This window comes from Streptomyces shenzhenensis, from assembly GCF_003688995.1.
Lineage (GTDB): Bacteria > Actinomycetota > Actinomycetes > Streptomycetales > Streptomycetaceae > Streptomyces > Streptomyces shenzhenensis_A.
In genome coordinates this window covers 297,856-311,709 of record NZ_PENI01000002.1, presented here as the reverse complement: position 1 = coordinate 311,709, position 13,854 = coordinate 297,856, and the positions used below count along the sequence as shown (strand labels likewise).

9 protein-coding genes are annotated in these 13,854 nt (G+C 73.6%); 7 read left to right on the top strand and 2 right to left on the bottom strand.

Annotated features, from left to right (window positions below):
- Positions 1–1,062 carry a class I SAM-dependent methyltransferase gene (locus CTZ28_RS04300; RefSeq protein ID WP_259471471.1) on the bottom strand — a complete coding sequence of 354 codons (1,062 nt, stop codon included), beginning with the start codon at positions 1,060–1,062 and terminating at the stop codon, positions 1–3.
- A gap of 270 nt (positions 1,063–1,332) precedes the next feature.
- On the opposite strand from CTZ28_RS04300, the gene cobT reads away from it, so the two are divergent.
- The 3 genes from cobT to CTZ28_RS46835 all read left to right on the top strand — a co-directional run bounded on the left by cobT (position 1,333) and on the right by CTZ28_RS46835 (position 5,800).
- On the top strand, positions 1,333–2,412 hold the full coding sequence (gene cobT / locus CTZ28_RS04295; RefSeq protein WP_121887858.1) for a nicotinate-nucleotide--dimethylbenzimidazole phosphoribosyltransferase: 1,080 nt from the start codon (positions 1,333–1,335) through the stop codon (positions 2,410–2,412).
- Between the two features lie 924 nt (positions 2,413–3,336).
- Complete coding sequence (locus CTZ28_RS04290; protein ID WP_121887857.1) at positions 3,337–5,115, top strand: phosphatidylglycerol lysyltransferase domain-containing protein; 1,779 nt, start codon at positions 3,337–3,339, stop codon at positions 5,113–5,115.
- 10 nt (positions 5,116–5,125) lie between these two features.
- On the top strand, positions 5,126–5,800 hold the full coding sequence (locus tag CTZ28_RS46835) for a hypothetical protein (RefSeq protein ID WP_183154264.1): 675 nt from the start codon (positions 5,126–5,128) through the stop codon (positions 5,798–5,800).
- 89 nt (positions 5,801–5,889) lie between these two features.
- On the opposite strand, the gene CTZ28_RS04280 is transcribed toward CTZ28_RS46835, so the two are convergent.
- Positions 5,890–6,642: a hypothetical protein gene (locus CTZ28_RS04280; RefSeq protein ID WP_121887856.1), complete on the bottom strand. Its 753-nt coding sequence runs from the start codon at positions 6,640–6,642 to the stop codon at positions 5,890–5,892.
- 80 nt (positions 6,643–6,722) lie between these two features.
- Here CTZ28_RS04280 and CTZ28_RS04275 point away from each other — a divergent pair, with 80 nt between their 5' ends.
- From CTZ28_RS04275 to sucB, 4 genes are all read left to right on the top strand, one after another.
- Positions 6,723–7,541, top strand: a complete 819-nt coding sequence (locus tag CTZ28_RS04275) for an adenosylcobinamide-GDP ribazoletransferase (protein ID WP_121887855.1) — start codon at positions 6,723–6,725, stop codon at positions 7,539–7,541.
- Positions 7,542–8,189: 648 nt separating this feature from the next.
- Positions 8,190–9,716: a leucyl aminopeptidase gene (locus tag CTZ28_RS04270; RefSeq protein ID WP_121887854.1), complete on the top strand. Its 1,527-nt coding sequence runs from the start codon at positions 8,190–8,192 to the stop codon at positions 9,714–9,716.
- 344 nt (positions 9,717–10,060) lie between these two features.
- Positions 10,061–11,449: a dihydrolipoyl dehydrogenase gene (gene lpdA, locus CTZ28_RS04265; protein WP_121887853.1), complete on the top strand. Its 1,389-nt coding sequence runs from the start codon at positions 10,061–10,063 to the stop codon at positions 11,447–11,449.
- Positions 11,450–11,510: 61 nt separating this feature from the next.
- Positions 11,511–13,319 (top strand): 2-oxoglutarate dehydrogenase, E2 component, dihydrolipoamide succinyltransferase, encoded by a 1,809-nt coding sequence (gene sucB, locus CTZ28_RS04260; RefSeq protein ID WP_121887852.1) that lies wholly within the window; start codon positions 11,511–11,513, stop codon positions 13,317–13,319.
- The last annotated feature ends 535 nt before the right edge of the window (positions 13,320–13,854 follow it).

Genomic DNA, 13,854 nt, shown 5'->3' with positions numbered 1-13,854 from the left:
TCAGCCGGTCTCCTTGCGGGCGATGACGCGGTACGCGTTCGAGAAGCGGGTGCGGCGCAACAGCGGGGCCAGACCGCGGTCCACGGCCGTGGCCGCTGCCACCAGCGGGGCGGTCGCCCGGAGCAGGCGCGCGGGCAGCACGTGGGCCAGGGCGAGGGTCAGGGCGGCGGACAGGTCGTAGGGGGTGTGCGCGGCGCGGCGGTCGGTCGTGACGATCGTGCAGCCGTGGGCCTCCAGTTCCGCGCGGAGGTTGTCCGGCGGCACCAGGTGGACATGGCGGGGCTGGCCGTGCGGGAGCCACCACTTGCCGAGCAGGGTGCCGAACGCGCAGGCCGGGTCCGGGACTTCGAGGAGGAGGTGGCCGCCGGGGCGCAGGACGGTGAGGGCGGCGCGGAGTTCCTCGCGCGGGTCGGGCGTGTGCTCCAGGTGGTGGAACATGCTGACCACGTCGTAGCGGGCGCGCAGGCGGGCGGTGAGGTGCGGATCCGCCAGCCGGCCGACGTACGCCTCCTCGATCCGGCCCGCCGTGCGGGCCCTGAGCACCCGCGGGGTGGGGTCGAGGCCGTCGAAGGACGTGTAGGGGAACAGATCGCGGGCGGCTTCCGGGAAGCGGGCGTGGCCGGTGCCGACGTCCAGCCAGCTCTCCGGTTCGGGGAACCCGGGGCAGCTCAGCAGCGCGCGGGCCGCGGCGCGGTGGCGGCGGGCGGAGCGCACGCGGTCCAGGAGCGGCCGCACCTGGTCGTCGGGGAACTCGCGCTGGTGGAAGGCCAGTCCCTGCGGGGTGAGCCGCGGGTTCTGGAAGGTGTGGGCGCAGTCGTGGCACTCCTCGACGACGAAGACGCCCGGGGCGCGGTGGCGCAGGTCGGGCGTGCGCAGCCGGGTGCGCAGGCGCCGCGAGCCGCACCAGGGGCAGTCCGGGCGGCGCGGGTCGTGGAAGGGGGCGGTGGTGCGGGGTTCGGGCCGCGCGGGCGGCTCCGCCGGCGGTACGGCGGGCTCCTCCGGCTGTGCGACGGGCGCCGGCGACGGTGCGGGGATCTCCGGCGCGGGGGGCTCGGGCCGCACGGGAGGCTGATCCTTCGTGGCCGGCTCGGCCGGTTGGGCCGGTCGGGCCGGCTCGGCCGGTTCCGCGAGTCCGGCCGGTTCCGCCGGTGCGGGCGGCTCGGGCTGTTTGGACGGCTCCGGCTGCATGAGCGCCTCCCTGTACGACAATCCGCTGCAAAACGGAACGTATGGGATAGCGATCTTGGGTGCAAAGACGTCGCGTGGATGCGCTGCCGACGTGGCGTGGAACCGACGCGGAACCGTTGGTTCACTGCCGGTACTGTTCGGCGAATGAGCTCGCTGAATCTCGACGACTTCACGGATCTGATCGAGCGCCCGGACGGCGGTGTGCGCCGCGACGCAGAGGCGCGCCGGGAACGTCTGATCGTGCCGCCCGGGTCCCTGGGGCGCCTCGACGACCTGGGTGAGTGGCTGTCCGCCGCGCAGGGCGCGGTACCGGTACGGCCGGTCGAACGGCCGCGGGTCGTTCTCTTCGCCGGCGATCACGGAATCGCCGGGCTCGGGGTCTCCGCGCGCCCCGCGGGCAGCGCCGGGGACCTGGTGCGCGCGATCCTGGACGGCGGCAGCCCGGTGTCGGTGCTCGCCCGGCGGCTCGGGGTGCCGGTGCGGGTGGTGGACATGGCGCTGGACTGCGCGCCGGACGCCTTCCCGAAGGACGTCGTACGGCACCGGGTGCGGCGCGGCAGCGGCCGGATCGACATCGAGGACGCGCTGACCCCGGAGGAGGCCGAGGCCGCCTTCCGGGCGGGGATCGCCGTGGCCGACGAGGAGGCCGACTCCGGTACGGATGTGGTGGTGCTCGGCGATGTGAGCGTCGGCGGGACCACCGCGGCGGCCGTGCTCGTCGCCGCGCTGTGCGGCACCGACGCCTCCGTGGTGACCGGGCGGGGCGGCCTGGCCATCGACGACCTCGCCTGGATGCGCAAGTGCGCGGCGATCCGGGACGCGTTGCGGCGGGCGCGGCCGGTGCTCGGGGACCAGTTGCAGCTGCTGGCGACCGTGGGCGGGGCCGATCTCGCGGCGATGACCGGGTTCCTGTTGCAGTGCGCGGTACGGAAGCTGCCGGTGATCCTGGACGGGGTCGTGGCGGCCGCGTGCGCGCTGGTCGGGCAGCGGATCGCCTTCCGGGCGCCGGACTGGTGGCTGGCCGGGCACGACAGCGGGGAGCCGGGGCAGGCGAAGGCGCTGGACCGGATGGCCCTGGAGCCACTGCTGAAGCAGGGGATCACGGTCGGCGAGGGTGCGGGGGCCCTCCTGGCACTGCCCCTGGTCCAGGCAGCGGCCGCACTGTCCGCGGAACTCCCCGAAAACCCACCGCCTGCCCCCGAACAGCCGCCGACAGAGGAATAAGCACGCCGCTGGAAAGCAGACGCCGAACGCCCGGAGGGACGGGCGCCGACGGAAGGCGCGTGGCTGGCGAACGGCCGACGGACGGCAGACGCCCGCGGGACGCGACGGGTCGACGGGTGGCAGGCGCCCGCGGGGCGCAACGGGCGCGGAGGGCACGCGCCCGCACGCCGACTGACGGCAGGCGCCCCCAGGAGGCGCGCGACCGACGGAAGGCGCGCGACCCGCGGAAGGTGGGCGGGAGGCAGGCGCCCGCAGGAAGCCGGGCGACCCCGCGGAAAGCGGCCACCCCCACGAGCAACAGACCAACGGGCGGCAGGCTCCCGCAGGGCGCGACGGGCGCGGACGGCAAGTGTCCACGGAAGGCACGCGCCCGCAGGAGACGCGCGACCGACGGAAGGCGCGCGACCCGCGGAAGGCGGGCGGGAGGCAGGCGCCCGCAGGAAGCCGGGCGACCAGCGGAGAGCGGGCGCCCGCCGGAACGACGGGCCGACAGGCGTCGGCGGGAACGACAGACCGACGGGCGGCAGGCGCCCGCGGGGCGCGACGGGCGCGCACGGGCGCGCATCCACGGAAGACGCGCGCCCGCACGCCGACTGACGGCAGGCGCCCGCAGGAGGCGAGCGACCCGCGGAAGGTGGGCGGGAGGCAGGCGCCCGCAGGAAGCCGGGCGACCAGCGGAAAGCGGCCACCCAGACGAGCGACAGACCGACGGGCGGCAGGCGCCCGCGGGGCGCGACGGGCGCGCATCCACGGAAGGCGCACGCCCGCAGGCCAGCGAGAGGCAGACGCCCCCGGGAGGCAGGCGACCCGCGGAAAGCGGCCGTCCACACGAGCGGTGGGCCGACTGGAGTCAGGCGCCCGCAGGGTCGGCGGGAGGCGTGTGGGTGAGGGGGCGTTGGTGCCTCGCCCATATGATCCTTCCTCATGGGAGATGCCCGAATTGCCATGGAACAGGAAGCCGGCCGGGGGCGGCCGGACGGCCGGGCCTCGGCGCGGGCCGCCGCCCTCGCCGTCTGGTATCTGCGCGCCGTCGCCTTCGTCAACTTCCTCAGCGCGGTGTGGGTCTCCCTCGGGCAGGACGTGCGCCGCCACAACCAGGAGAACTACTTCACCCCGTACCTGCTGACCGCGGGTTTCGCCTCGGGCCTGTTCACCGCCTTCCTGGCGATCACCATGCGGCGCCGCAAACGGGCCGCCTGGATCCTCAACCTGGTGCTCAGCGGAGCGTTCCTCGCCCTGTTCGCGTTCGCCATGGCCTTCCCGGAGATCCGGCAGTACGCCCAGAACTGGATCTCCCTCGCGCTGACCGCCGGGTTCGTCGCCGCGCTGCTCGCCGGGCGCCGCGAGTTCTACGCCAAGGGCGACCGGTCCAACCCCCGGCTCGCCGCCACCGTCGCCGTCGGCGGCGGGCTCGCCGCCTCGCTGCTGGCCGCGCTGCTCGTGACGGTCACCAACCGGGCACCGGACGCGGGCCGTTCGACGTTCCCGGAGCGCTGGCACTACGGCACGCTGCGGCTGATCTCGGTCGCCGCCGACGAGTCGCGCTTCCCCGGGATCTCGACCGCCAACTGGGTCAACGTCGTCATCAACGTACTGAGCACGGCCCTCGTCCTCGCCGTGTTCTACGCCGCCTTCCGCTCCCGCCGCGCTGTCGACCCGCTCACCGGGGACGACGAGAAACGGCTGCGGGTGCTGCTCGACAAGTACGGCGAGCGGGACTCGCTCGGCTACTTCGCGCTGCGCCGGGAGAAGAGCGTGGTGTGGTCGCCGACCGGGAAGGCGGCGGTGGCGTACCGGGTCGTGGGCGGGGTGTCGCTGGCCTCAGGGGATCCGCTCGGCGATCCCGAGGCCTGGCCCGGGGCGATCGCGCCCTGGCTGGCGCAGGCCCGCGCGCACGGCTGGATCCCGGCCGTGATGGGAGCGAGCGAGGAGGCGGGGACCGTGTACGCGCGGCACGGTCTCGACGCCCTGGAACTCGGCGACGAGGCGATCGTGGAGGTGGCCGACTTCACCCTGGAGGGCCGGGCGATGCGCACCGTACGGCAGGCGCACAACCGGGTCCGGCGGGCCGGGTACGCCGTGCGCGTCCGGCGGCACGAGGAGATCCCGGCCGACGAGATGACGCGGCTGGTGCAGCGGGCGGACGACTGGCGGGACGGGGCCACCGAGCGGGGGTTCAGCATGGCGCTCGGGCGGCTCGGGGACCGGGCGGACGGGCGCTGCGTGATGCTCGAATGCACCGACGCCGACGGCGGGTCGAAGGCGCTGCTGTCGTTCGTGCCCTGGGGGCCGCACGGGCTCTCGCTGGACCTCATGCGGCGGGACCGGGACGCCGACAACGGGCTGATGGAGTTCATGGTCATCGAGCTGCTGCGCCGGGCCGGGGAGATCGGGATCACTCAGGTCTCGCTCAACTTCGCGATGTTCCGGTCCGTCTTCGAACGTGGCGCGCGCCTCGGCGCGGGTCCGGTGCTGCGGCTGTGGCGCTCCCTGCTCAGCTTCTTCTCGCGCTGGTGGCAGATCGAGTCCCTGTACCGCGCCAACGCCAAGTACCGGCCCATCTGGGAGCCCCGGTTCCTGCTCTTCGAGAAGAGCGCGGACCTGCCGCGCATCGGTCTGGCGTCGGCGCGCGCCGAGGGGTTCCTGGAGGCGCCCGGGCTGCCCAAGTGGCTGCACCGCAGGCACCTGGAGACGCAGAGATGAGGTCCGCCGGATGAGCAAGGTCGCCCGCTGGGCCCGCGCCGAGTGGGGGCTGCTGTACGTCACGGTGCGCGAGCCGCTGCTCAAGCGGGGCCGGCGGGCGGTGCCGATGACGCTGACCGCGGTGTGCCTCACCGCGGTGCTCCAGGTGGTGCAGAACCAGTCGTGGGGCTTCCAGTTCGTGCAGGACGTGGGCGCCGTGCGGGCCCAGGACCCGCTGTGGCTCGCCCTGCTGCGCACCCCGCTGTCGCTGTTCGTCCCGGCGCTCGACCTGCCGGTGTGGGGTGCGCTGGCGCAGATCCTGTTCGTGTTCGGCATCGCGGAGATCTGTCTCGGCTGGTGGCGGACGCTGACCGTCGCGTACGTCGCCACGCTCGCCGGGACGCTGTACGCGCGCGTGGGCATCGTGCTCGGGCCGCACTCCCCGCTCGGCCTGCCGGCCGCGGACGCGCAGGTCGTGGACACCGGCCCGTCGGCGGCCGTGGTGGGCCTAGCGGTGTATCTGAGCTGGCGGTACGGCGCCTACGCGACGGGCGCCGCGGTGGTGCTCGCGATGGTGATCGAGGTACTGGTCAAGGACAACCTCGCGGGCAGGGAACACATCGCGGCCCTGGCCGGCGTCGCCGCCCTGTGCACGCTGCTGACGGTCCTCCACCGCAACAACCACCACCGAACAGAGAACGGCTAGGCAGCGCGCCCCGAAGGGGCGCGGGGAACTGCGCGAGCAACCACGACAGAGCCGCAGACGGAAGACGGCCGGTCCCCCGGCGGGGTTCGTCACCGGTCCCCCGCGGAGCGGTCGGGCGCTCCGGCGATCCAGTTCTGCATGGCCCGGCTGGGGCCGGACCATCGCCGGTCATGTCGGTACGCGCGCAACAGTGCTCTCGCGCGGGCCCGCGGCCGGCGCCGGTACAGGCGCCTGGCCCACGGCGAGCCCGGCCGGGCCAGGCGAACCGCGCCGACGAGGGCGATCAGCGGCACGACGACGCCGTACAGCGCCATGCGGAGCTTGCCCTTGCTGAGGGCGACCAGGGAGAACAGGAAGTTCGTGGCGACGCTCACGATCACGGCGCCGCGGTCCTCGAGTTCGTCCGCGGAGAGGTCGTTGACGCCGAACGGGGCGAAGCCCGCGAGCAGCAGGCCGACGAGGGCGGCGGTCAGGACGACGACCTCGACGCTCTGGCGGCCCGCCTCGGTCCAGTAGACGTCGTGGAGGTGCAGGATCAGCGCGAACTCGTCGAGGACGAGGCCCGCGCCGATGCCGAAGATCACGGCGAAGACGGCCTCGCCGAGCCCGTCACGGCCGCTGGCCACGGCCCCGAAGCCGCCGATCACGGTGAGCACGACACCGGGGACGGCGTGGTGGATGTGCAGCCCGCCCGCCCTGACGTTGCGGAAGGGGCCCTTGCCCGCCCGGATCAGCCGGGTGATGGAGCGGGTGACCAGGAAGGTCAGGACGAACGCGGTGAGGGCGAGGAGCAGCGGGAGCTTGCCGGGCTCGATGATGTTCCGATCCAGCCAATGGCCCATATGCGCACTTTATCCCCGATGATCGCTCGCGGACCCCGGCGGCCGGCGGCGCCCCCTCGGCGGGCGGGTACCCTGCGCCGATGTCCACGACCTCGCCCGCCTCGCCCGCCTCGCCCATGGAAGGTCTCCGTTTCGCCTTCGGCACCCTCACCGTGCTGCCCGTCGCCGTGCGCCGCTGGGACCGGACGGCGGCCCGGCTCGGCATGCTGACCGCACCGCTGGTCGGGCTGGTCGTGGGCGGCTGCGCGGCCGCGGCCGGACTTCTGCTGCTCGTGCTGGGCGCGGCCCCGCCGCTCGCCGCCGTCGCCTCGGTCGCCGTACCCGCCGTGCTCACCCGCGGGCTGCACCTGGACGGACTCGCCGACACCGCGGACGGGCTCGGCAGCGGCAAGCCCGCCGAGGACGCGCTGCGGATCATGAAGCGTTCGGACATCGGCCCGTTCGGCGTGGTCACGCTGTTGTTCGCGGTGCTGGCCCAGCTGGCGGCCCTGGCACAGGCGTACGGCGACTCATGGGCCCGGGGTGCGCTCGCCGCTGTGGTCTCGGCGACCGCCGCCCGGCTGGCGCTCACCGCCGCCGCCCGCGCGGGGGTGCCGGCTGCCCGGCCTGAGGGGCTGGGCGCGGCGGTCGCGGGGGTGGTGCCGACGGGGGGTGCCGTCGCGGCCGGGGTCGTGGTGGTGGGGGCGGCCGGGGCCATCGGCGCGCTCTTCGGGGCGTACGACGTCGTCCGTACCGGCCTCGCCGTGGTCGTCGCCGTCGGTGTCGCCGAACTCCTGCTGCGGCATTGCGTGCGGCGCTTCGGCGGGGTGACCGGGGATGTGTTCGGGGCGCTTGCGGAGACGGCGGCGACTGCGGTGCTTGTGGTACTTGCGCTGGGCGCTCCGCTGGGTGGGCCGTAATACACCGTCGGCTGATCGCGCCCGCGCGCCGGGGCCACGGCAGTGGTCATACAGCCCCGTCAGCCGACCGCGGCACCGTCGTGGCCGATCGCGCCCACGCGGCGGAGCCGCATATCGACACAGCCCCGCGCCCCACGGTCGTACAACCCCGTCAGCCGACCGCAGCACCATCGTGGCCGGTCGCGCAGTTCCCCGCGCCCCTTTGGGGCGCTGCCGAGCGCCGGTCTCGCCAAGCGCCCCACGGAAAGGGTCATACAGCCCCGTCAGCCGACCGCGGCGCCATCGTGGCTGATCGCGCCCGCGCGGCGGAGCCGCATATCGACACAGCCCCGCGCCCCTTCGGGGGCGCTGTCCATGGCCCATACAGGAAGACCGCCGCCCTCTTGTGAAGTTTGTGGGGGTGATGCGTGAGAATTTGACGCACAGGCGACAAGCACCGGCCGGTCGGCCCGGAGGGAGCCCTTGGGTGAACGTCCAGGGCATGAGCTGGCGGGGTCGCACGCGTAGGCTCGTTCCGGGTGCTCGCCGGCAGGGCGAAGGCCCCGGTCGCGACGCGCCCTCAGGACAGTTCTAAGGTCGGTCCCCGGGCCCGGTCGACCCACCCATTCGGCCACAGCAACTTCACATCGGAAGCGAGATCTCACCACCGTGACTGCTCTGACTCTCAGCACCGCCGCGGCGCCCGGCCTGCGGGCCGACGCGATCGTCGTCGGTGTCGCAAAGGGCGCCAAGGGCCCCGTCGTCGCGCCGGGCGCCGAGGCCGTGGACAAGGCGTACGACGACAAGCTCGCCGGCGTCCTGGCGACCCTCGGTGCCACCGGCGCCGAGGGCGAGCTGACGAAGCTGCCCGCGCCGGCCGGCTTCAAGGCGCCGCTCGTGGTGGCGGTGGGCCTCGGCGAGGAGCCCACGAAGGGCGCCGCCCATGACACCGAGGCGCTGCGCAGGGCCGCCGGTGTCGCCGCCCGCGGGCTGAACGGCGCCAAGAAGGCCGCCTTCGCGCTGCCCGTCGCCGACGCCGCCGCCGTCGCCGCGATCGCCGAGGGCGTCCTGCTGGGCGCGTACGCCTTCGACACCTACAAGGACAGCGCAGGCAACGGCAAGGCGGGCAACGGCAAGACGCCGCTCACCGAGGCCGCGCTGCTCGGCGGCAAGCCCCGCGACAAGGAGCACAAGGCGGCCCTGACCCGCGCCACCGCCGTCTCCGAGGAGCTGAACCGCGCCCGGGACCTGATCAACACCCCGCCGAACGACCTCACCCCGGAGGCGTTCGCGGCCATCGCCCAGGCCGCGGCCAAGGAGCACGGCATCAAGGCGCAGGTGCTCGACGAGAAGGCACTGGCCAAGGGCGGCTACGGCGGCATCCTCGGCGTCGGCGGCGGCTCGGCCGCGGCGCCGCGCCTGGTGAAGCTCTCCTACACCAACCCCGCCGCGAAGAAGCACCTCGCCCTCGTCGGCAAGGGCATCACCTACGACTCGGGCGGCATCTCCCTCAAGCCGGCCGGTCACAACGAGACGATGAAGTGCGACATGAGCGGCGCCGCCGCGGTGTTCGCCGCGGTCGTCGCCGCCGCGCGGCTCGGCCTTGAGGTCAATGTCACCGGCTGGCTGGCGCTCGCCGAGAACATGCCCTCGGGCAGCGCGACCCGTCCGGGTGATGTGCTGCGCATGTACAGCGGCAAGACCGTCGAGGTGCTGAACACGGACGCCGAGGGCCGGCTGGTCCTGGCGGACGCGCTGTGGGCCGCCTCGCAGGAGAAGCCGGACGCGATCGTGGACGTCGCGACCCTGACCGGCGCCATGGTGCTGGCGCTGGGCAGCCGCACCTTCGGGATCATGGCGAACGACGACGTGTTCCGCTCCGCCGTGCACCAGGCGGCGGCGGAGGTCGGCGAGCCGTCGTGGCCGATGCCGCTCCCTGACCACCTGCGCAAGGGCATGGACTCGCCGACCGCCGACATCGCGAACATGGGCGAGCGGATGGGCGGCGGGCTGGTCGCCGGCCTGTTCCTGAAGGAGTTCATCGGCGACGGCATCACCTGGGCGCACCTCGACATCGCCGGTCCGGCGTTCAACGAGGGTGGCCCGTTCGGGTACACGCCGAAGGGCGGCACGGGCTCGGCGGTGCGGACGCTGGTGCGGCTCGCGGAGCTCACCGCGGCGGGTGACCTGCGCTGAGTGCGCCTGCCGGCCCGGGCAGCTGAGGAACGCGGGCGGCTGCGGACCGTGTGTGACCGGTCACGCGGTTCCCCGCGTTCCCGCGCGGCCCGACCCTGCCCACCTCGGCGGCAGGGCCGCGCCCGCCGGCGTCCCCGGCCGGTGCCGGCCGGGGACGTGGGGTGTCTCACACCCCGGCCCCGCGTCCCGTCCACCCTCGGCAGGTGCGAAGATGGAGCCCGGCAGGACAGGGCCCCCACCACAGGGCCGAAGAAAGAGCGGCCGGACACCAGCCGACCGACCGGTCAACCCTCGGATGGGACCAAGGGGCCCGGCGTACGGCGCACATGCATGGAGGACGTGACGTGGCGAACGACGCCAGCACCGTTTTCGACCTAGTGATCCTCGGCGGTGGCAGCGGTGGTTACGCCGCGGCGCTGCGCGGGGCTCAGCTGGGCCTGGACGTCGCCCTGATCGAGAAGGACAAGGTCGGCGGCACCTGCCTGCACCGGGGTTGCATCCCCACCAAAGCCCTGCTGCACGCGGGCGAGATCGCCGACCAGGCCCGCGAGAGCGAGCAGTTCGGTGTCAAGACCACCTTCGAGGGCATCGACGTACCGGCCGTACACAAGTACAAGGACGGCGTGATCGCCGGCCTCTACAAGGGCCTCCAGGGCCTGATCGCCTCTCGTAAGGTGACCTACATCGAGGGTGAGGGCCGCCTGTCCTCCCCGACCTCCGTCGACGTGAACGGCCGGCGCGTCGAGGGCAGGCACGTCCTGCTCGCGACCGGTTCCGTGCCGAAGTCCCTGCCGGGCCTGGTCATCGACGGCAACCGGATCATCTCCTCCGACCACGCCCTCGTCCTGGACCGCGTGCCGCAGTCCGCGATCATCCTGGGCGGCGGTGTCATCGGCGTCGAGTTCGCCTCGGCGTGGAAGTCGTTCGGCTCGGACGTCACGGTCATCGAGGGCCTCAAGCACCTCGTGCCGGTCGAGGACGAGAACTCCTCCAAGCTCCTCGAGCGCGCCTTCCGCAAGCGCGGCATCAAGTTCAACCTGGGCACCTTCTTCCAGAAGGCCGAGTACACCCAGAACGGGGTCAAGGTCTCCCTCGCCGACGGCAAGGAGTTCGAGGCCGAGGTCCTGCTCGTCGCCGTCGGCCGCGGCCCGGTCTCCCAGGGCCTCGGCTACGAGGAGCAGGGCGTCGCCATGGACCGCGGCTATGTCCTGGTCGACGAGTACATGCGCACCAACGTCCCCACCATCTCCGCCGTCGGCGACCTCGTCCCGACCCTCCAACTCGCGCACGTCGGTTTCGCCGAGGGCATCCTGGTGGCGGAGCGGCTGGCCGGACTGAAGGCCGTTCCGATCGACTACGACGGTGTGCCGCGGGTGACGTACTGCCACCCGGAGGTCGCCTCCGTCGGCATCACCGAGGCCAAGGCCAAGGAGATCTACGGCGCGGACAAGGTCGTCGCTCTGAAGTACAACCTCGCGGGCAACGGCAAGAGCAAGATCCTGAACACCGCGGGCGAGATCAAGCTCGTCCAGGTCAAGGACGGTGCCGTGGTCGGCGTCCACATGGTCGGCGACCGCATGGGCGAGCAGGTCGGCGAGGCTCAGCTGATCTACAACTGGGAGGCGCTGCCCGCCGAGGTGGCCCAGCTCATCCACGCCCACCCGACGCAGAGCGAGGCGCTCGGCGAGGCCCACCTGGCCCTGGCCGGCAAGCCCCTCCACTCCCACGACTGAGCCTTCGGTCCACGGACGCGACGACACAGACTTCCGCAATTCGTTAGGAGCAACCGAAACCATGGCGGTTTCCGTAACCCTTCCGGCGCTCGGTGAGAGCGTCACCGAGGGCACTGTCACCCGCTGGCTGAAGGCCGAGGGCGAACGCGTCGAGGCCGACGAGCCGCTGCTCGAGGTCTCGACCGACAAGGTCGACACCGAGATCCCTTCGCCCGCCGCCGGCGTGCTCGCCTCCATCAAGGTCGCCGAGGACGAGACGGTCGAGGTCGGCGCCGAGCTGGCCCTGATCGACGACGGCACCGGCGCGCCCGCCGCCGCGCCGGCCCCCGCTGCGGCCGCGGCACCCGCCCCGGCCGCCGTTCCCGCCCCGGCGCCGGTCGCCGAGGCCCCGGCCGCGCCGGCCCCGGCCCCCGTGGCCGCCCCCGCCGCCGCTCCGGCCGGTGGCGCCCAGGGCACGGACGTGGTCCTGCCCGCGCTCGGTGAGTCCGTCACCGAGGGCACCGTCACCCGCTGGCTGAAGTCGATCGGCGACAGCGTCGAGGCCGACGAGCCGCTGCTCGAGGTCTCCACGGACAAGGTCGACACCGAGATCCCGGCGCCCACCTCGGGCGTGCTGCTGGAGATCGTGGTCGGCGAGGACGAGACCGCCGAGGTCGGCGCCAAGCTCGCCGTCATCGGCGCCGCGGGTGCCGCCCCGGCAGCGGCCCCCGCCCCGGCAGCCCCGGCTCCCGTCGCCGCCCCGGCCCCGGTGGCTGCCCCGGCGCCCGTGCCGCCCGCCCCCGCCGCCGCCCCGGTGGCTCCCCCGGCCCCGGCCCCGGCTCCGGTCCAGCCCGCTGCTCCGGCCCCGGCCCCCGCGCCGGTCGCCGCCGCGCCGGTCGCCCCGGCCCCAGTCGCGCCGGCGGCTCCCGCTCCCGCCGCGATCGCCGGTGACGAGGGCGCCTATGTGACCCCGCTGGTGCGCAAGCTCGCCGCCGAGAACGGCGTCGACCTGGCCACCGTCAAGGGCACCGGTGTCGGCGGCCGGATCCGCAAGCAGGACGTCATCGCCGCCGCCGAGGCCGCGAAGGCCGCCGCCGCTGCCCCGGCCCCGGCCGCGGCAACCGCCGGGGTCGCTGCCAAGAAGACCGCGCCGAAGCTGGAGGTCTCCCCCCTCCGCGGCCAGACCGTCAAGATGCCCCGCATCCGCAAGGTCATCGGCGACAACATGGTCAAGGCGCTGCACGAGCAGGCGCAGCTGTCGTCGGTCGTCGAGGTCGACGTCACCCGGCTGATGCGGCTGCGTGCCCAGGCGAAGGACTCCTTCGCGGCCCGCGAGGGCGTCAAGCTCTCGCCGATGCCGTTCTTCGTCAAGGCCGCCGCGCAGGCGCTGAAGGCCCACCCGGTCATCAACGCCAAGATCAACGAGGCCGAGGGGACCATCACCTACTTCGACGCCGAGAACGTCGGCATCGCGGTGGACTCCGAGAAGGGCCTGATGACCCCGGTCATCAAGAACGCCGGCGACCTCAACATCGCGGGCATCGCCAAGGCCACGGCCGACCTGGCCGCCAAGGTCCGCGGCAACAAGATCACGCCGGACGAGCTGGCCGGTGCGACCTTCACCATCAGCAACACCGGTTCCCGCGGGGCGCTGTTCGACACGATCATCGTGCCGCCGGGTCAGGTCGCGATCCTCGGTATCGGCGCCACGGTCAAGCGTCCGGCCGTCGTCGAGACGGAGGAGGGCACGGTCATCGGCGTCCGCGACATGACGTACCTGACCCTCTCCTACGACCACCGCCTGGTGGACGGCGCCGACGCGGCCCGTTACCTGACCGCGGTCAAGGCGATCCTGGAGGCGGGCGAGTTCGAGGTCGAACTGGGCCTGTAACCCACTCCCCCAACGGTGCCCCCGCCCACCCCAGGACGGGGGCACCGTCACATCCAGAACAGCCCCAACGCCCCCAGGGGCGCGAGGAACTGCGCGCCCGGCCGGGATCAGGGGCGCGAGGAACTGCGCGCCCGGCCCAACACAACCCGCGCCTGCCCACCCACCCCAGCCACCCCACTCAGGGGCGCGGGGAACTGCGCGACCAGCCCAACACAACCCGCACCTACCGACCCAGCCCAGCCATCCCGATCAGGGGCGCGGGGAACTGCGCAAAAACCACCCACCACCCGCACCCAAAATCCACCCCCAACCACCCCATAGGGGCGCGGGGAACTGCGCAACCGGCCAAGAACAACCCGCAGCCGCCCACCCACAGCAAGACCCCACCCCCTAGGCACCCCGCCCCCAACCCCCGCTGTAAGTCTCGTCTCACCTGCACGAAAGCACCCCCACACGCCCTACCCGCGGAGCGAACCGGCCGTATTGTCTAAACGTCAACGCCCCCGGGGCCGATGGGCGGCCCCTCCCGAAGGAG

Coding starts and splice junctions, on each gene's coding strand:
- cobT (WP_121887858.1), top strand. CDS start 1,333: ATGAGCTCGCTGAATCTCGACGACTTCACGGATCTGATCGAGCGCCCG.
- CTZ28_RS04275 (WP_121887855.1), top strand. CDS start 6,723: ATGTCCACGACCTCGCCCGCCTCGCCCGCCTCGCCCATGGAAGGTCTC.
- sucB (WP_121887852.1), top strand. CDS start 11,511: ATGGCGGTTTCCGTAACCCTTCCGGCGCTCGGTGAGAGCGTCACCGAG.
- CTZ28_RS04280 (WP_121887856.1), bottom strand. CDS start 6,642: ATGGGCCATTGGCTGGATCGGAACATCATCGAGCCCGGCAAGCTCCCG.
- CTZ28_RS04290 (WP_121887857.1), top strand. CDS start 3,337: ATGGGAGATGCCCGAATTGCCATGGAACAGGAAGCCGGCCGGGGGCGG.
- CTZ28_RS46835 (WP_183154264.1), top strand. CDS start 5,126: ATGAGCAAGGTCGCCCGCTGGGCCCGCGCCGAGTGGGGGCTGCTGTAC.